Origin of the sequence: Roseovarius albus, assembly GCF_900172335.1 — a bacterium.
In the GTDB taxonomy this organism is placed as follows: Bacteria; Pseudomonadota; Alphaproteobacteria; order Rhodobacterales; family Rhodobacteraceae; genus Roseovarius; species Roseovarius albus.
Window position 1 is genome coordinate 1 of record NZ_FWFX01000022.1, and the last position, 19,001, is coordinate 19,001.

17 protein-coding genes and 1 pseudogene are annotated in these 19,001 nt (G+C 49.6%); 12 read left to right on the forward strand and 6 right to left on the reverse strand.

What is annotated here, in order from left to right; genetic code table 11:
* Positions 1-631: 631 nt before the first annotated feature.
* The 12 genes and pseudogenes from ROA7450_RS21370 to ROA7450_RS20170 form a co-directional block, all read left to right on the forward strand.
* Positions 632-1,229 (forward strand): annotated as a pseudogene (locus tag ROA7450_RS21370) (IS6 family transposase); the annotation flags it as partial.
* Positions 1,230-1,481: 252 nt separating this feature from the next.
* Positions 1,482-1,664 carry a Flp family type IVb pilin gene (locus ROA7450_RS20120; RefSeq protein ID WP_085807759.1) on the forward strand — a complete coding sequence of 61 codons (183 nt, stop codon included), beginning with the start codon at positions 1,482-1,484 and terminating at the stop codon, positions 1,662-1,664.
* Positions 1,665-1,827: 163 nt separating this feature from the next.
* The gene (cpaB, locus tag ROA7450_RS20125) at positions 1,828-2,631 is read left to right on the forward strand and encodes a Flp pilus assembly protein CpaB (RefSeq protein ID WP_085807760.1); all 804 of its coding nucleotides are present in this window, start codon (positions 1,828-1,830) and stop codon (positions 2,629-2,631) included.
* Positions 2,632-2,662: 31 nt separating this feature from the next.
* Positions 2,663-4,123, forward strand: coding sequence for a TadE/TadG family type IV pilus assembly protein (locus ROA7450_RS20130; RefSeq protein ID WP_085807761.1), 1,461 nt, complete (start codon positions 2,663-2,665; stop codon positions 4,121-4,123).
* Between the two features lie 5 nt (positions 4,124-4,128).
* Positions 4,129-4,632: a TadE/TadG family type IV pilus assembly protein gene (locus ROA7450_RS20135; RefSeq protein ID WP_085807774.1), complete on the forward strand. Its 504-nt coding sequence runs from the start codon at positions 4,129-4,131 to the stop codon at positions 4,630-4,632.
* On the forward strand, positions 4,629-5,285 hold the full coding sequence (locus ROA7450_RS20140; RefSeq protein ID WP_085807762.1) for a TadE/TadG family type IV pilus assembly protein: 657 nt from the start codon (positions 4,629-4,631) through the stop codon (positions 5,283-5,285). Before ROA7450_RS20135 ends, ROA7450_RS20140 begins: the two co-directional genes overlap by 4 nt.
* Before the next feature lie 17 nt (positions 5,286-5,302).
* Positions 5,303-6,517 (forward strand): CpaE/TadZ family protein, encoded by a 1,215-nt coding sequence (locus tag ROA7450_RS20145; protein ID WP_085807763.1) that lies wholly within the window; start codon positions 5,303-5,305, stop codon positions 6,515-6,517.
* Between the two features lie 12 nt (positions 6,518-6,529).
* Complete coding sequence (locus ROA7450_RS20150; RefSeq protein ID WP_085807764.1) at positions 6,530-7,921, forward strand: TadA family conjugal transfer-associated ATPase; 1,392 nt, start codon at positions 6,530-6,532, stop codon at positions 7,919-7,921.
* A gap of 3 nt (positions 7,922-7,924) precedes the next feature.
* A complete protein-coding gene (locus tag ROA7450_RS20155; protein ID WP_085807765.1) occupies positions 7,925-8,896 on the forward strand; it encodes a type II secretion system F family protein in 972 nt (323 codons plus the stop codon).
* A 15-nt stretch (positions 8,897-8,911) separates the two neighbouring features.
* The gene (locus ROA7450_RS20160) at positions 8,912-9,919 is read left to right on the forward strand and encodes a type II secretion system F family protein (protein WP_085807766.1); all 1,008 of its coding nucleotides are present in this window, start codon (positions 8,912-8,914) and stop codon (positions 9,917-9,919) included.
* A 224-nt stretch (positions 9,920-10,143) separates the two neighbouring features.
* Positions 10,144-10,989, forward strand: coding sequence for a helix-turn-helix transcriptional regulator (locus tag ROA7450_RS20165; protein WP_143534551.1), 846 nt, complete (start codon positions 10,144-10,146; stop codon positions 10,987-10,989).
* A 6-nt stretch (positions 10,990-10,995) separates the two neighbouring features.
* Positions 10,996-11,469, forward strand: a complete 474-nt coding sequence (locus ROA7450_RS20170; RefSeq protein ID WP_085807768.1) for an A24 family peptidase — start codon at positions 10,996-10,998, stop codon at positions 11,467-11,469.
* Positions 11,470-11,993: 524 nt separating this feature from the next.
* Here ROA7450_RS20170 and ROA7450_RS20175 read toward each other — a convergent pair.
* The 6 genes from ROA7450_RS20175 to ROA7450_RS20200 form a co-directional block, all read right to left on the reverse strand.
* The gene (locus ROA7450_RS20175; protein WP_234999616.1) at positions 11,994-12,617 is read right to left on the reverse strand and encodes a DUF1415 domain-containing protein; all 624 of its coding nucleotides are present in this window, start codon (positions 12,615-12,617) and stop codon (positions 11,994-11,996) included.
* 591 nt (positions 12,618-13,208) lie between these two features.
* The gene (locus tag ROA7450_RS20180; RefSeq protein WP_085807769.1) at positions 13,209-14,465 is read right to left on the reverse strand and encodes a response regulator; all 1,257 of its coding nucleotides are present in this window, start codon (positions 14,463-14,465) and stop codon (positions 13,209-13,211) included.
* Complete coding sequence (locus ROA7450_RS20185) at positions 14,462-14,851, reverse strand: response regulator (protein WP_085807770.1); 390 nt, start codon at positions 14,849-14,851, stop codon at positions 14,462-14,464. The genes ROA7450_RS20180 and ROA7450_RS20185 overlap by 4 nt, the downstream gene beginning before the upstream one ends.
* A gap of 18 nt (positions 14,852-14,869) precedes the next feature.
* A complete protein-coding gene (locus ROA7450_RS20190; RefSeq protein WP_085807771.1) occupies positions 14,870-16,600 on the reverse strand; it encodes a PAS domain-containing sensor histidine kinase in 1,731 nt (576 codons plus the stop codon).
* Positions 16,601-16,793: 193 nt separating this feature from the next.
* Positions 16,794-17,246 carry a hypothetical protein gene (locus ROA7450_RS20195; RefSeq protein ID WP_085807772.1) on the reverse strand — a complete coding sequence of 151 codons (453 nt, stop codon included), beginning with the start codon at positions 17,244-17,246 and terminating at the stop codon, positions 16,794-16,796.
* Complete coding sequence (locus ROA7450_RS20200; RefSeq protein WP_085807773.1) at positions 17,243-18,319, reverse strand: tyrosine-type recombinase/integrase; 1,077 nt, start codon at positions 18,317-18,319, stop codon at positions 17,243-17,245. Before ROA7450_RS20200 ends, ROA7450_RS20195 begins: the two co-directional genes overlap by 4 nt.
* Positions 18,320-19,001 lie beyond the last annotated feature (682 nt).

Here is a 19,001-nt window from a genome sequence, read left to right on the forward strand (position 1 = left end):
TTGAATGACAGTTCTGTCCTCTTGTTTGGGTGATATTTGTAAAGTCCTTCATGCCTGGCGCAGGCAGGAAGCGCATTCGCCTTCACTGCCATTAGTGCGTAACGCGGCGAATGACTGAATTGAGCCCATGGCGGTCATTTTGAATTCATGCTGCGCGCGCACGCAACAGCAAACATTCTGCACAAGCACGAAGTTCTATGACGCAGCGCCGCAGCAATTTCGGACATTCGTCCGCCGCGCAGCGAGATTGTCCTAGCGGATTTACAGTTTGCGGATGGGGCTGCCATTGCTATCCGCGTATCGGACGGCCGCTTTAGAATTTGGAAGCAAATCAGTCCGTTTTGCGACACTCCGCCGCTAAGAATACCCTCCTCGTTTCCCTGCTGCCGGAAAGAGATTTAAGCTTGGTCGTGGAGACCCTAGCTGAACAGTCAGCCGCGGCTGAAGATAATAAATCAACAAGGAGGGCTTCAGTTGAACGACAAGAACCAATGATTGCTCAGAACCAGAAGATCTAAAAATTTCCGCTGATCATGAACTTATTGCTCGAGCAATCTTACTCGAAAATCAGAAATCTGAACTAAAACCAAAGTTCTCAAACCTTGAAGGTGAGTACGCGTCCCGCTTTACGCGCAATGCCGAAGATCTGCTTCCAGAACGTGGAGTGGATGTCAGCCATAAAGCTGTACGCCTTTGGTGGAACAGGTTCGGCCCAACCTCTGCGGCGGAGATCAAATGGCGGCGTATAGCAGGGATGAAATCTTGCAGTAGGCGCTGACACCTGGGCGAGATTTTCGTGAAGATTAATCGCGAAAGGCACTGTCTTTGCTGGACCGTTGACCAGGATGGTGAGTTTCTGGAAAGCATCGTCACAAAGAAGCGCGACAAGAAAGCAACCTTGAAGTTCCTTAAGGAGGCAATGCTCAAGCACGGTCAGCCAGAGGAGCTTATGACCGACAGGCTACGTTCCTATGGTGCTGCACATCGCCCACCGCCAGAAGACGGACCGATGGTTAAACCATCGCGTGGAAATTTCACACCTTCCGTTTCGACGACGAGAGCCGGCAATACTTCGCTAAAGGCGTATGCGGAGTTTACAGAATTTCGCATCCGTTCATGCCTCAGTTCACAATCTCATCAGTTCGGAACGCAGTCTCTACTCAAGGTCAAATTTTAAACTCAATCGTGCTGCCGCTCTCTCCGAGTGGTGCGGTCTCTGCGCGAAATAAAGGGTAGCTTAACTGTCCATTCAGAGACGAGTTCGAATTCGCCTGACAGCGCCGTTCGATAGAATCGGGTTGACAAAGTTTCGACATATTTTGCCCATTAATACAATCAAAAGATGTATAAGTGGTCTTTATAGTGGATGCTTCGCATGATTCCTGACGCGTAATGTGGCAGTAAGTTGTCCAAAATATCTGTTTGGCAACTAGTCCCGAAGGCTGAAGAAATCAGCTTTTTACGTATCAGGAGATGATAAAATGGAACAATTTAAGAAACTACTGGGTCGCTTTCGTCGTGACGAAAAAGGTGTGACGCTTGTTGAATATGGTGTGGCTGTTGCACTGGCTGTTGGGCTGGGTGTTGCCGCTTTGGACAATCTGGCAACAGATGTTGGTGATGCTATGGATGCTGCTGGCGACGAGATGCCAAACACCCAGTGAATCAGACCGCCCGAATGGGCGGTTTTGTTTTTGTCGTGGCGGGGCTCTGCCACGGCAAAACAATCCAAATTTCCAGATCGCGACTGTGCTTGGTCAGAGATATCAGGACGTCTCGCAAACTTTGGAAAACAACCGGCATTATAAGTAAAAAGGGAATTTCGACATGCGCCTTTCATCAGTTCTTACCTTCCTCGCGGGTCTGGCGGTTGCCGGTGGCTCAGCGTATTTGGCCCGTGAAGTTCTCGAAAACCAGTATGCAAACAAGGATGCCGGTGAGGAAAGCCTTGTTGTTGATGTGGTTGTTGCCAGCAGTGATATCGCCTTTGGACAAGCTATCGAGGCACATTTACTCAGAACGATTTCCTGGCCGGTTGATGCTGTGCCTGCCGGTACCTTCGACGGCTATGCAATGCTGCTGCCCGAACCAGGAAAACCGCCACGCCGGGCACGCCGTGCCATTGGCCAGGGCGAATTGGTGCTGGCTCCAAAGGTTTCAGATTTTGGCGAAAAGGTCACGATTGTCCAGACTCTGGGCCCCAATCATCGAGCGATGGCAATCAAAGTGAACGCCGAAACTGCCGTGGGCGGTTTTGTGACCCCGGGTGACAATGTTGATGTGTTATTGACCCAAGGTCGTCAGGACACGTTGCGCACGGTGACTATTTTGCAAAATGTCCGTGTGATCGGGGTGGATCAGGAAGCGGACGAACAATCGGATTCACCAGAAATCGCACGCACCGTAACCGTTGAGGTGACGCCTCAAGAAGGTCAGCGATTGGCGCTGGCGCAAAAGGCCGGAACATTGAGCCTTTCACTGCGCACCTTGGACGCATCTGAGGATGTCCAATTGGAAGCGATCAAGTTGAGCGACATTCTGAAAGAGCAGCCTGTGAACGAAGAGGTGGTGCGCCGTAAAACAATTACTGTCCGCCGCGGCATCGAAGTTACCGAAACCGAAATCAACTAATCATAGACTGGCAGAGATCGGACGTTTTGATATGCGACCCCTAATCAACATAAAGCGATTTGCGACAGACGAAGACGGCACAATGCTGGTGATCTGGGGCATGTCCTTCGTGGTTATCCTGGGCATTGTCGCGATGTCTTTCGATATGGGGCGCGTGGCCGTGACCCAGACGGAGCTTCAGTCCTATGCCGACAATGTCGCCCTTGCTGCGGCCGGTGAGCTGGACGGTGAGAATGACGCAATCACTCGCGCCACTGCAGCCGCGGCAAATCTAATCAGTGATCGCAAGACTTATGGGTCCGGGGGGCATACTCTTGCCGGAGAAAGCGATTATACACTGACGTTCCTGTCAGATCTGCCTGATAGCGATGGCAGCATCATTTCGGCCACAACAACAGATCCTGCTGATGCGATTTATGCCCATGTGCAGGTGAATTCATCGACCGTTGAATTGACATTCGCAGCCGCGTTTGCCGCGCTGACCGACGCGGATAACGCGCCGAACAATACGGTCCGGGCAAGTGCGGTTGCGGGGTACACGCAATATGCCTGCGACGTGACACCGCTAATGTTCTGCCTACCCAATACGAACTACAAAGCGGATAACAATATCGGGAAAATGATCCGCCTGCGCTCGGGCGGAAATGGGGCTGCGTGGGGGCCCGGAGCTTTTGGGTTTCTTGATCCTTCCAAGGTTAAAGTCGATCCGGAAGGCCCCTGCGGAGGATTAAATGGTGTTAAATTGGATGCCTGCCTACTTGGTGCCGAAGGCGTATTGACTCAGTGTTTTAACCAGCGCGGTGTCGATATTGAACCTGGTCAGAAAGTCGGCATCGAAGACGCGATTTTCAACACCCGGTTTGATATTTACAAGTCGATCATGAACGGAAACAGGAATGATCCAGACTATCCACCTGCACCAAATGTCATAAAGGGAATTGTACCTAAAGGCGGTGGTTCCTGCATCGGTCAAAATGAGGAGATTTCCACTGATACCCTCGGCCTACCACGCGATACATGTTTCGAAGCAGGAACGTGTTCACGGTATGGCGACGGAAACTGGGCTGCCGGTCGTGTAGATTATGTGGACACAAATTACGGAGGGGTCGACCCTCATCCTGGTGCTGCGACAAGATTTCAATATTATCTTGATGAGATCGCCGCTTCGGGCGGGGCCGCATCAAGCTCTGACATTTTGTCAGGTTTGTCAGAAAATGGCCGCCCGCAATGTTCAAACAATCAAAGCGCGGACCCAGAGCGACGCGTGGTCATTGCCGCAGGCATCGATTGCTCCGCGAATGCCATCAATGGAGCCAAAACCAACGTTCCCGTGAAAGAGTTTTTCAAAATCTTCCTGACAGAGCCAGTTGGTGATGATGGTACATCACCGCCACGCTTGGACATCTGGGGGGAGATCGTTGGAAGCGCAGGAGGCAGCGGCAATGGTGGCAACAGTGGTTTGTTCCGCGATGTTGTCCAGTTGTATCGGTGATCCAGATGTTGCATTTGTCCACATATAAGAAGTTTTTCAAGCGCTTCCGCGCAGATGAACGCGGCGCAGCACTGGTTGAATTCGCAATTATGCTGCCGATGATGCTGTTGCTGTTTGCAGTTGTCATCGAAGGCGGCCGGCTCATGTGGTCATATCAGGCCGTGAATGCAGGTGTGCGCGACGCCACCCGCTATCTGGCGCGTGTCACATCGAGCGAAATCTGTGCGGACGGTGGATCAGTTGCTGGCTACACCAGCGATCTCGAAAATATCGTGCGCCAAACAATTGGGGGCACCTCGATCTTTCCGACAAATATTACGGTCGATTCCGTCACGCCAAGTTTAAACTGTGTCGCGGGAACATATCGGGTTTCCCCGGCGCCGGTCGTGCAGATCACGGCAACGATGACGATTGAATTCCCGTTTTCTGGGCTCTTTGGCCTGAATGGAAGCAGTCTGTCGACGATGACCAAAACTGTGGCAGATCAAAGCAGGGTATTTGGAACATGACCCAGAGTCTGTCTACATTTCAACGTATCGCGCGAAGATTGCAGAAATTTCGCCGGGATGAAGAGGGTACAACCCTGGTCGAACTGGCAGTTGTAGTACCGATCTTTTTGTTGGTGTTTTTTGGGTTAATCGATTTTGGCCGCATGGCATTTCATTATGTGACGGTTGAAAAAGCTGTCCAGGTTGCGGCGCGGATTGCGGTGGTTCGACCCGCGGCCTGTGCCGGTGTGCCTAACTTTATCGAGCGTGGCACAACTACGGTTACTCCACCGCCAAAATTTGGAACGTCGTGTAATTCCGGGTCAAATATCTGCGCAAATCTGGGAGTGATCGAGTGTAATGGCTCCGCAGTGAACCCGACGGCGAACGAAATATGGACCATCGTTCGCGGGGCGTTTCCCAATGATGCAACCATTGCGAATTTATCCTTCAGCTACGCAAGCGACAGTGATCTCGGTTTTCTTGGGGGGCCTTATACGCCGATGGTCACTGTCGAAATACAAAATCTGGATTTCGAATTTGTGTCTCCATTGGGAAGTTTAGTCGGATTGGCCGGAGGAACTGCTCCGAATGGCCTTGGCGCCACTGTCGATTTCCCTGAATTGAGTGCCTCGATGCCAGCCGAGGATCTGGCGCACGGTGATAACGGGTGATTGGAAAGGGTATTATTATGACCACAGAAACAAAATCCATTGTTCTTATTTCCAAGGATTCCAAACCGTTTCCGGAAATCGGAGCGGCCCTTAAGGCTGACCAGCAGTATAACTACGAAGAATGCAGCGGCACGCTTACCGAAATGAATGGGCGCGCGAGTGTGTTGGCTGATACGCACGACCTGATCCTTTTTCAGACTGAAACTGACACCGAAATTGATGTCTTAGCAATCAAGCGACTACGCGAGGCGAATGGGGAGAAAGCAGTTATTCTTGCGCTTTCAGGCGCGGAGACCACTCTTGCTGATGCCCAGCTTTTGACGCGTGCAGGTGTGGATGGTGTTTTGGCCGAAACCATTTCACCTGATGAGTTAGAAGCTGAAATTTCCAAGCGTCTTAAGCCCAAAATTCAATTGCCCGCTTTGATGCCGGATCAGGGCACTCTGGGTAAGGTGATCACAATCGCGCAAGCACGTGGCGGAATTGGTGCAACTATGCTTGCTGTGAATTTCGCTGATCATTTGCTTGGCAAAGTTCGACGAAAGCAGGACAAACCTGACTGCCGGGTTGCCTTGGTTGATCTGGATCTACAATTTGGTTCGATCAGCAGTTTTCTGGACGCCAAGCCAAATGAGGCGCTTTATCAGTTGTCCATGGATGGGACGGAGCCTGACGCGACCTTTCTTAGCCAATCCATGGAGCATTTTCCGAATGGGCTGTCGGTTCTGGCAGCGCCTTCGAAACTGGCGCCGCTCGACGCCTTGAAACCGCAGCAGGTTAGTAAGCTTTTGCAAGTGCTGCAGCATGAATACGATTATGTCGTCGTCGATCTACCTCATGCACTTGTGGAGTGGTTGGCACCTGTCTTGGAAGCCACAGATCGCATGCTTCTGGTCTTGGACAGTACTGTACCAGCGGTGCAAAAGGCGCGTCAGTTGATCGATTTTTATACCGAAGACAATCTGACCCTTCAGATTGATCTTGTCGTCAGTCACGAGAAAAAACCCCTAATTCAAGGGCGTCACCATACCGAAGCGGCGAAGGCCCTTGAGCGACCACTTCGACACTGGCTGCCACCGCATCCAAAAGCCGCCCGTGAGGCTGTGGATCGTGGCGTTCCTCTGTCCAAAGCCGCTCGTTCGTCCAGCCTGAACAAGGCGGTAAAGCGATTGGTTACCACGATTAAAGCCGAACTCGCCCAGGCGCCGCACTCGGCTCAGCAAGTACAATAAAGGGTGGGTTAAATGTTTAAGAATTTTTCAAAACGCGACGAAGAAGCTGACGAAAACAGCAACGTCTATACTTTGACCACCGAGAAAGCAGCCGAAAAACAGCCAATGGATGGGGAAACAGAAGAAGATCGTGAACTGATCAAATATCTGGAACTCAAAAGCCGTCTGCATGATGCTTTGCTGGACCGCCTCAATTATTCCATCATCGAAAAGGTCGAGCCCGAGGAATTACGGCGTGAAGTGGGCAATCTTGTTAGTGAAGTTCTGAGACAAGAAAACAATCCTGTTTGTTCAGGCAAGTTCAAGCAGATTGTTGACGATCTTATGGACGAAGTGCTTGGCCTTGGCCCACTTGAACCCTTGTTGGCCGATCCGTCCATCAACGACATTTTGATAAATGGGCATACAAACGTTTTCATCGAGAGATTCGGGGTGCTGGAAAAGTCTGTGACCCGCTTCCGCAATGAAAAGCACTTGCTTCGAATTATCGACAAGATCGTTTCTCGTGTTGGACGGCGTATTGATGAGAGCAACCCCTGGGTTGATGCTCGGTTGGAGGATGGTAGCCGTGTCAATGCAATTATTCGGCCATGTGCGATTGATGGGCCATCAATGTCCATTCGTAAATTTTCACGTACACCTCTTAAAATGGATCGTCTTGTCGATAACGAAGCACTGTCGTCGCAAGCTTCGGGGTTTTTGCAAGGGCTTGTCGAAGCGCGCATGAATGTATTGATTTCGGGCGGTACCGGTTCGGGAAAAACGACGATGCTCAATGCAATGTCGGCAAGTATTGATCCGACAACTCGTGTCGTCACCATTGAAGACGCTGCCGAGCTTCAATTGCAGCAAGAGCATGTTGTCCGACTTGAAACTCGCCCCCCCAATCCATCGGGCGAAGGGGCGGTTCAGCAACGTGAACTCGTACGAAATGCCCTGCGGATGCGTCCAGATCGGATTATCGTAGGGGAGGTTCGTGGTGCAGAAGCCTTTGACATGCTGCAAGCGATGAATACTGGTCACGATGGGTCGATGACGACCGTACACTCGAATTCTGCCCGTGATGCCATCAGCCGGATTGAGCAGATGGTCTCGATGATGGGAATGGATATGCCGCTTTCGGCGATCCGTTCGCAAATTGCCTCGGGCCTGCACTTCATTGTCCACCTTTCTCGTTTGGCCGATGGCAAGCGACGTGTGATGAGCATATCCGAGATCGTTGGTCTTGAGGGGGACGTAATCATGCTGCAGGACATTTTCATCTTTCAAAAGAAAGGTAAAACGGAAGACGGCGAAATTATCGGAGAGTTTATACCAACCGGAATCAGGCCACGCTGTGCAGATGATCTAATCGCCGCCGGTATCGACCTGTCCAATTCAACATTCATGGCGAAGGGGGCTTGAGCGATGCAAGATATTTTCCAGGATCAAGAGCTAATTTACCTTCTCTACAGTGGCCTCGCAGTTGGTATTTTACTTGTCGTGACAAGCGCTATACAAATGCTAAGCCGCCGCGAAAGCAGAGGTGAAGCCAAGAGCCGCAGGCTCAAGTTGATCGCGGATGGTGCAACGCCTGAACAGTTGTTGGCGCTGCTCAAGCCTCCCCCCAAAAGCGGACTGTTGGGAAAACTGCCCTTTATTGCAGACTTCCCGCGCACAATGTTGCGGGCAGGATTAACGATCAAACCATCCAGCTTTTTCATGCTTTGCTCTGCTGCGGTTATCGTCATTCTCATTATTGCATTGAATAAAACCGATCCTGTGCGTGCGGTCTTGTTCGCGTTTGGCCTTGGGCTGTTTTTGCCCATCATTCTGGTGCGTGACCGTGCAGGGAAACAGGCTGAGAAATTGGTGCACCAGCTTCCTGACGCGCTGGAGTTGATGGCGAGAGGCTTGCACGTAGGTCATCCGCTGAACACGTCAATCGGGGCAGTGGCTCGCGAAATGCAGGACCCGATCGGCACCGAATTCGGAATCGTCTACGATCAAATCAACTTTGGTGACGACCTTACGGATGCGATGCAGGAATTTGCGGAGCGGGTTGATCTGGAGGATGTGAGTTATTTGTCAGCCAGCATTGGTATTCAACACGGAACAGGTGGAGATCTGGCATCAGTAGTTCAAACTCTTGCCGGTGTCATAAGATCCCGTATCGCGCTGCGTCGTAAGATCCAGGCGGTATCCTCGGAAGGGCGTCTGACCGCATGGTTTTTGTCTGCTCTGCCGGTCGTGATCTTTGGCTACACTATGTCAACGACCCCCAGCTATTACCGCGGTGTTTCAAACGATCCGCTGTTCATGCCAATGGCGCTCGCGATTGTTGGCTTCACCGTGCTGAATTTCCTCATTCTGAGGAAGTTGGTCAATTTCCGCATCTGACGCAGGAGATCCATCATGTTTGAATATATGGAAATCGTCTCGGGGCAATTTGGCTTAAGTCCCAATCATGTGATCATTGGTTTGGTGGCAATCGGAGCGTTCCTGGCTTTTGTCGGGATGCTAGCGATGTTACGCCGTCCTAACCCCGCTGCTGTACGTATCGCAGCCAGTTCACCTGAGGCACGACGAGCCGCCCGTCAAAATCGGGGTTTATTGCGACCCATGGATAACGGACCAAAGGGTCTGATGAAGTCCTTCGTGCCTTCTGATGCAACGGCAAGAACAAGTTTGCAACGAAAGCTATCGCAGGCCGGATATCCACATTCAGGTGCGCTAACTAAGTTCACTATGGTTCGGATTTTCTTAGGCCTGATTTTGCCAGCATTGTTGGTCGCATTGATAGTGACATCACAAGTGTCCGGTGTGCATCTGCCACTTGGATTACATAAATCCATAGCGACACTGTCCAGTATGAAGATCTTCCAACTGCTGACTATTTTGGTCGCCTTGGGGTATTTTGGGCCCGTCTTCTGGCTTAACCAGCGTGTGGCCGAGCGCCGGCGCAGAATTGAAGAGGGCTTCCCGAATGCACTAGATCTGATGCAGATTTCGGTTGAGGCGGGGCTCGGGTTTGATGCGGCAATGACGCGTGTTGGCAACGAATTGGTCGAAGTCTCACCGGACATCGCTTTCGAATTCCTGAGTGTTCAAACACAGGTGCAAGCGGGGAGGGCCCGTGATGTGGCGATGCAGGATATGGCTGATCGTACGGGGGTCGAAGTCGTCAGATCTTTCGCAAATGTGGTCTATCAATCTATGCAATTCGGCACGAGCATGGCCAGCGCACTGACTACATATTCGCAAGAACTTCGCAAGTTCAGAGAACTACGCGCGGAAGAGATGGCAAATAAATTGCCGGTCAAAATGTCAGCCGTTTTGGCATCCTTGATGTTGCCCGCCTTGATTTTAATCACTATCGGCCCGGTTGTAATCCGATACATACGCTTTTACGGAGGAGGTTGATCCAGCAGAAACAATGCATGTAGTTTAAATGCTTTTAGTTGCTTTTGGAGGATAGATTTACCCTAGTACATTGTAAAAATGATCATTTAGGCCATTTACGCTGCAAATAATTGACTGACTTAGAACCAATTTTTAGACTTCTTGACCGTCGGAAAGAATAACGCAGTTTGCCACAATAAGTTGTTGTTTTTTACTTAGTAGTAGTTGTGTTGAAGGAGTGTGTTTTGAGTGAAGGTAAATTGAGTGGCGATGACCTGCCGGGAGGGCGCGTCGTCGAAGCCGGAATGATCGGAGCAATCGCACATTGGTGCGAGTTCTTGCACGGAAAATCTTCGTACATTGACGCCTTGGAAAGAATTACGGTCGGCCTAGATGCTGAAGCCGTAGTGTTGTCCAGAGTGTTACGTGAAGACCCCCATAGAAACAAAATACTACAGTTTGATCAGCGTCGAGGTTATTCGCGAACCACATCGCTAACCCGCTCTTACGCTTATTCAATATTGGGACGGTATTTTGACAAGCCAAAGCCGGGATCAATTTGGTTCAAGTCGATGTTAGAGCATGAAGCGGATCCAAGTCTGGAGGAATTTCAACGCCGCCGCAATTTGGTAGATCTTGCCATCATTCCTCTGTCTGTTGATGATAAGACAATCGACTTCGCTGAAATCCATTTTGCGGATACCCTGAAGTTCGAATTGCGGGCTTTGCTTAATATGGTAGCGAGTACGTTGGTATGGACATGGAAAAATCGTGCCCCAGGTCTGATGGCGGAGTCGTTCAGCAAGTCTGTACATCGTTGCTCTGAACCTGATGTGGCGACCCCTATTTTAAGCATGTCGAACCCTGCTAAGCTGAGCCGGGCCGAATACCGCGTCTGCCTCTTCCTTAGTCGTGGGCAAGTCTTTGAACAAATTCAGTCCGAACTGAACATTTCAGCGTCAACTTTGCGTTCCCACCTTCGAAATATTTATGCGAAGACAGATACGCATTCTCAATCGGAGTTGTTGTATCGGTTGCTTTCCTTCGCACGAGCAGAAAGCTCACCATACGGTCATTTGAAAACTGGTTGAGGTGGCATGATGGACTTGTTGCCACTTGTATTCGTACAGCCCATACTGTTCGCCGCCGCAGTGTCCGATCTGAGGCATCTGCGTATATCCAACAAGCTTTCACTAATGGCGCTGGGGCTCTTTATTGTTTGTTGCCCATTTCTTCCGTTCGATGAGGTTGTCTCACGACTGTTGTATGCTGGGATAATCTTTGTATTCGGATTTTCGTTGTTCACTTTTCACATCGTGGGTGGCGGTGATGTGAAAATACTATCCGCTCTCGTTTTGTTCATACCGTCCATCAGCCTCATACTATTTGCATATGTGTTTTCGGCATGTTTATTGGTTGGAATCGTGTTGATGATTGGCCTTCGTTCATTTCGGCCAAACTTTGCTACAGATTGGGCAAGTATCCAACAAGGTCGAACACTCCCAATGGGGATTTCTATCGCGATGGCTGCAATATTTCAGCTCTACTTTCTGCTTGCTGTCGTTCAATGAAGTTCAAACGAGGCACTGGTAGAGAAACCACAGTTGAAGCGGTCAAGATGGTGAACTAGCGTCTCGCCATGTACCCCATTCAAGGACTTCAAAACGAACCTTGAGAGTAACCGTATTGTCTGGTCGCACTAGCGGCGTGGTTAGTGTCGATGATAGCATCATCTATGTGGCTCAAGCCAAATGGAAAAATGCCTTATAGGTACTGAAGATTAGGCTCTTGCTTTACCTCTAGGCGATGCTTTTTTGGATGCCGCGACCAGCTCGCCCAAAGCTAACGGCCCTTAGCGGTCACTCGACACGGATCCAAATTTCTTCAGGCGCAGCGCGCATTGCTGCCGTTCGCTGTTGTTGCAAAACCTAACTTGGTCTCAAGGTCAGTTGTACGGACTTTGTACCCTCTCACCACAAAGTTGGACCATAGCAATGCGACAAACCAGATGAACCAAACTCCCTCTTAGCTTAAGCCGTCCTTGGACCCAAAAACCTGACGACTGACTTGGTTACATGACGATACAAAACAGTTTTTATGTCCCCCAGGGGCAGAGTGCTTCGACCTGGCGGCGGCCAAGTTTATTCAATGTCTTTATGTTATCTATATAAATCCTCTCGGGATCCGAAACGTGCGCGAGGACTTTAGTCATCTGATCTTGACGCAGAAGATGTATGGTTGGATAGGGAGAGCGATTAGTAAAGTGGCTGAGATCGTCTATCGCCACACCCTCAAATTGATATTGAGGATGAAATGACGCTAATTGCACATGCTCGGTCACTTCTGCTTTCTCCAATAGCTGCTGAAACCAATCGAGTAAGTCGAGGTAATCATCGAACTCTTCTAGACCTTGGGTAAACATGAGCAAGCTAGTGGCAATGTCTTTTTCATTAGTCTCTAGCAGGCGCTGCAATTCAGTCAGATAGAACTGCTTTAGCTGTGCATCGGTGGTGGCATCACATACGGCATAATACACTTGGCCTCGGGCTATGACGCTGGAGGAAAAAGGGCATAGATTTAATCCAACTACCATTTGTTCAAGCCATCGATGGGTGTTTTTAACCACGTCTTGATGAGCTATTGATAGCGTCTTAGGGTCAAACTTATTGATACGATAAGTCCTTTCTTGATTAACTAACTTAAAGCAAATTTTACCCATATTCTAATTTGATTTCAAAAACCAAATCCATCGACTTGGCGCAGTTACAACCGTCTATCTGGAGCTATCTCATCCTTCGCCATTGGCAAGCAGCCCAAACCAGTCATTTAGCTTTGCCAACCGATGCTGCGACGCAGCCTGTCGAATCTGTCGTTCGTTGCAAGTGCAAAATCAGAGGTTGGCTGAACTCACGAAATGCGGGACAGACTCGCCTATTGCTCGCGCCGAAAGTCTTTGCACGTGCGGCGAGAAGGATTCGGCGACGCAGTGGTTTTTTATGAAACCGGACACTCAAAGTTGTGCTGAAAAACAAATTTCAAATAGCTACATTGTGCGGGTGGCCTTAAAATCAAGATCTGAAATTTCCGTTATTTGCAAAAGGCTTGCATATTCTGCTTGTAAAGCCAACAGACACTATCGTGTGGTTGCAGGTCACGTACCTTGATCGTTTCTGGCATTGGCTTTTTTGTCATCTCGATCTCCTACTTTATAAGATGAACCAGAAATCCTCCATCGTTCAAATACTCAAACCTGCCCAAAGAGTGCTGGTACAAGGAACTCAAAGACGTCATCTGGCACAATTTTAGGGGTTTAAGATATCTCAATGTCGACATTGATTGCGCCCGAAAGTGTCCGTTGCAAATGTAGTAGTATTAAGGGGTCGTCAGGCAAGTCCGCAATCAATGCGGCAAAGAGCTGGCGCGCCGTATCGGATCCTTCCGCCAGTTTGCTATATGCCGTCCTATAATTTTCCATAGCAGGAAGCGCATCACGTTCTTTTGTGAGAGGTTCGAAAGCCGTCAAAGGTTTGGACTTTCCCGGAAGCAGGAGATTTCCGGAAGGTCGTCCATAAAAATCAGATATTTGGGCGCGCGTCGTCTCGCTCATGCAAATTCGAGTCCCAAGAGATTTGTTGGCGGCCTCAAGACGCGCAGCAACATTTACTGCATCCCCATATGCCGTGAAATCGAAGAACGACTTGCCGCCAAAATTACCAATCACAGCCTCGCCGGTGTTCACGCCGATCCGCGTTAGCCCAAGATCTATGCCACTCTCATTCCAGATTTTTCGAAACCCTTCGGAAAAAGCGTCGATCTCTAGCGCTGCATTGACGGCTCGCACTGCATGATCAGGTTGCGGTACCGGCGCGCCAAACGTTGCGTGAACTGCATCGCCGATAATTTTCATGACGGTGCCCTCATGCGCAAAAATCACTCTGGCGACGCCTTCTATGTAGTCATTCAGTAGCGCAATAATTGTGTCAGAATCTGTGGCTTCAACCAACGGCGTGAAGCCAGCCAGATCAGTGAACAGAAACGTCGCCTCGCAGCGTTTGCCGCCGGCTTCGATCTCTCCCGTCCCTTCGGAAAGCGTTTTCACAACATTTGGCGAAAAATATCGGGAAAGGGTTGCACGAGCCAATTCAGCTTCGGCCTTTTCCCGTTGCAGCTGGCGAAATAATTCAAGATGCTTCAGCGTCTTGTTTATCGTCGCCTCAAGGTCGTCAAATTCAATGGGCTTCGTTAGGAAATCGAACGCGCCGCGGTTCATAGCTGTACGAATATTTTCCATATCGCCATAAGCGGAAACAACAATAGTTTTAAGATCTTGATAATCTTCGCCCAGGTGTGTCAGCAGGGTGAGGCCGTCCATCTTAGGCATGTTGATGTCAGACAGAACCATCATCACTTCGGTGTCTTTATCCAGATAATCAAGCGCCTCCTGACCATTGTGTGCAAAAACAAATTCCATCTGACCTTTGCGAATTTCGCGACGGAATTTTTGAGTAACCAATGCCTCTACATCTGGCTCGTCATCTACCACGAGAATACGTGCTGTGTTCGTCATTGTGAAACTTCGTCCACCATTATGGTCAACGAGTTTTTGAGGTCTTCGAAATTGACGGGCTTGGAGACCAATCCTCTGGCTCCGCGCTTGATCGCTTCGGTTTCAGTTCTCTTATCTCCGTATGCAGTGACCATGATTACCGGGAGGTCAGGAGCCCTAGATTTAACCTCGTCCAGTAATTCAAGGCCAGACATTCCGGGCATATTGATATCAGACAAGACCAGCAGAACATCTGGTGGAATCGGCGAAACCAGTATCTCAAGGGCCTCTTGTCCGGATTGTGCGTACATGAATTCGTATTGGTTCTTTCGTATCTCGCGCCGAAAATTCTGACGAAAAAGCTCTTTTGCGTCGGGTTCGTCATCGACCAGCAGTATCTTAGGCATCACGCATCCTTTCGCAGATTATTCATCATTTGCCTCAGGTAGGTAGAACAGGAACGTCGTCCCTTGGCCTAACTCAGTTTCGAAAGATAGCCCACCGTCATGCTGTTTGATAATATCGAAACTCATGGAAAGCCCCAACCCAGTTCCTTCGCCTGTGGGTTTGGTGGTGAAAAACGGGTTGAAAATTTTGTCACGCATATCTTCAGGGATACCGCCACCATTGTCTGTGACCCTGACCTCATAACGTCCGCCCATCCGTTGGGTCGACACTTTCAAAATCGGTTCCCGGCCAAAAGAGCCCGCGTTTTTCGCTGCTTCATACATGCCATTAGAACACACATTTAGCACAACACGTTGCAACTCTTGCGGCAAGCATTCTACATCGCCGACCTCACCGTCAAAATCCATCTGGACGTCCACGTTAAAGGTTTTGTCTGTTGCACGTGCGCCATGAAACGCAAGGTTGGCGGCTTCCTGCACTAGCGCATTCAGATCTATGCGCTGCTTCTCTACCGTACCCTCGCGCGAGTGCAAAAGCATGTTTTTAACTATGCTATCTGCGCGATGACCGTGTTCGCCTATTTTTTGCAGGTTACCCATCACGGTCTGTATCAAGTCATCGGCGTCTTCACGGTCGTCTTCTTTTAGAGAGCTGAGCGGTTTTTTCAAAACGCCGACAAGTTCAGCCATCATTTCCATGGACAGCTTGGAGAAATTATTCACGAAGTTCAGCGGATTTTTGATTTCATGGGCGATGCCCGCCGTCAGCTGACCCAGGCTTGCCATTTTTTCTGCATGAATAAGAGAGTTTTGCGTCTTTTTGAGAGTGGTAATATCCCGGCCGTAAATGTTCGCATACCCGCCTTCTGGAACCGGCCAAAGCAATAGGGCATAGATCTGACCACTGGCCTCGTACTCGAAATCTTGCCGTTGATCTGCACTTAAAGCCGTGGCGACGCGCTCACTCCAATCCGTTCCTACTCGGTCACCCACTTTCAGCCGCAGTGCTTCGATCAACGGAGAGCTTGCCTTATTGGCATAAATGAGTTCACCTTGTTTTGTAACGCGCAAGACGGGGTTGGGGTTCTCCTCAGGAATGCGCGCCAGTTCACGCATCTTGTTTTCGGCCTTAAGTTGATCGTTCAGCGCTTTTGTGTTGGCCAGCGTCAACTTGATGCCATTGATTGCACTTTTTCGCGTCAGGAATGTTAACTGCGTAATTGCAAAAACAGTGCCCAGAATGGTTATTGTGTTAATGTACCATTCCAGCGGCCCCCAAAACAGCATGGCCACCCATGTCAAGAAGAGGATTGGACTGGAAAATCCCCATGACACCCTTAATGAAAACGTTGTGGCCCCGCCAAATGCTCCAATGAAGGCAAAAAGATATAGCAACATTTGCGAATGCGGCTGTAGATACGGTATCATGAAAAAATTGAAGCTGCCCCAACTGGCTCCCAAAATCAGCGAAGTAATCAGAATTACTTTAAGTCGCCGCTTAGAAATGGATTTGGGTCGAGATTTCTTACGCAGGGCGTAATAGCTCTTCATCCCCATCAGATTAATAAACAACTGCAGAGCAACGGCTGCGATAGCGGGTATTGTCAGGTTTGAGGGTCCGATCTGCAAGATCATGACTGAAAAGGCCAAAAGAGTGTAGAACGCAAAAACCGGCGTTGTCGACGCAACGTCCAGCGCCTCGTGTATGCGAAGCTCACCCTCGAATTCCTGATTGTTGGTTTCCTGCAAACGCTAACCCCAAAGAGTTCACTTGACTTCCGGCCAATAAATCAGATGCATCGCAAATCTTGCAATACCTATCTAGGGCAATAACCATTGTTTATGGTTGCCTAACAAAACATTGCGGATCTCGATGGTTCGGGAAGCCCGTGCTTTTCACATCTTTCGCCGAAAAATGCGATGGCCATGCGAATTGCTTGTCTCAGAAAGCGATAACGTCAAGGATCGCTGCGCCATCGCAAGACGACAGTGCTGACCTTGAGGGATGATCCAAGAACGCGTTTTTGTATGTATCCTTTTTATCGGCACCCGCCATCTTTGCTTGTTCCAACGCCCCAGACTTTTCTGAGGCCGCAAATCGCAGCGCTTCGCTAACCAAAATTGGCAAATCGAAGTAGGTGTTATTAAGCTTCTTCTCAAAATATTTGATCTCAATGAGGAATTTGGTGACTTCTTTTCTGCTCCAGAATTCATCGAGTGAGTGCGCTTGATCAAACACTAGGTATTGAGCCATCCATGCATACTCAGATTCGATCTGATCAGGCAGGTGTTTTCGCAGCGTATTTTCTATTTCTTTGTAGAATTCAGTGTTGTCTAGGTCTCGTTCATTAACTGACATATCAAATCCAACAGTTTGGCGTTTGCGAATGCTCACACGCCTGACCGCAGCTGCAACTCACTGCACACGGTTTCCATGGCTGGCCTCAGCGCATCAAGAGAAGGCAGCGCATACCGCTGACCTGTTATGGACAAAGGCGTATGATTGAGAAGTCTCCCTACGACTTCTTCCAGAACACCCGCCTCCATTGCAACGGTTGCAAAGGTGCGTCTATGCGCATGTGGGCTCCATCCAAATTTTGCGGGGCCCGTCACATGACCTGTCATGGATTTCGGTGACGGAAAGACCCACGTCGCACTCAATGAACGCATAGGAGCCAAGATCTCGTGATGAACCTGTAAGATCGGTAAATCAAAGCTCCTACCATTTTTGGTCATTGGCAAATGAATGCGGTCTTCCAGAACTTGCTCCCATTTTAGGGTAAGTGCCTCCGACTTGCGCAAACCTGTGAACAACAGGAGCTCGTAGAACACCGTATGGATTGGATTTTGCAAGGCCTCAACAGCATGTCGCCACGCTTTGAGATCCTCGATCACCCTGCCATCTGGTTGTTCGTCATACCACTCAATTGCCATCGTGGGAGACTCAGGAAGATCATGAGTTCGGCGCGCATGGTTCCAAACAGTTCGAAAGTATTTCAGCAGGTGATTAGCACCAGAGGGGCGATCCGCCATCGCGCGATGGCGATCCACCACCATCTGTTTTGAGATCTCATCTAGCGGCAGTCGCATCCAGTCTTTGAGGTGTAGCTCGAACTGCTGTCGTATTCCGTGCTTGTGATCCTCTGAGCGTAGTTTGGGTCGTCTGAGATAGGACGCAAGCGCGGCTTCAAGTCTAGGCGCTCCGATCTGGGCCACCTTTCCTGCACCGCGCCCCATTTCCAACGCGAGCTCCAACGCAGTCTGACGCGCGGCCTGCGCGGAAATCACAGGGTACCGTCCAATCAAGACGCGTTGTGTTTTCCCGCCAACATCTTTCTGGAAATACCAGGTCTTGGAGCGTTTGCCGACGAAGAGCACAAGGCCCTTAATCTCGTTATCCCAGTGTTTATCTGTTCCCGCTTTAGAGAATGGCAAACGCTTGGCGAGGGCTTCTGTGAGCTTAGGTATTTTGTCGGCTTTTTATAGGTAATGAATTGAAAACCAGTGACACGCAATGCATCACTAGGAACAATAAATGTCAATAAAAAGAATGAGTAAGAATGAATATGAAACTACAGGAAACTGAGGTAATTTGTTTGGAAGGCTAAGGTCTTACCACTACACAACGCCCGCTCAACAGAATTACCACCTAATTCATCGCTTTTCGGTCGTCAAGTGTATGAACAAATTTGGTTACAACTTCTTGCCGATACTATGCCTGTGCCCTTGGGCAAGCAGACCTTTGTGCTCATTGCAGCTAACTCACACTATGAGCCCAATGTATGTACCGGCTGCTGTTCGCAAGTGATCAATTGCACGTCTTCAGGAAGTCGCTGATATGTATCCGGCCTTTGGATCGGCTTATGGTTTTTGCCGTGGCCCTGTTGGGAGTGCGCACGCGCCGCTGTCTCATTACTTACCAGATCATTGATGACCATTTGGGCTCTCAGACTTTGGGTGCGTCTTAATTCCGTTCCATGCAATAGAGGTTTACGAACGTCTTTGGCAGCTTTGTGTCTGACGTCAGCGCTTATGGGTCCAAATAGGTCGATTTGCTAAGAGAGGGTTTGTTGCTCATCGTAGCCACCAAGGAGTGGATGATGAGAAAGACAACGAAGAGCCCTGGCGAGAAGATCGTCAAAGATATCAA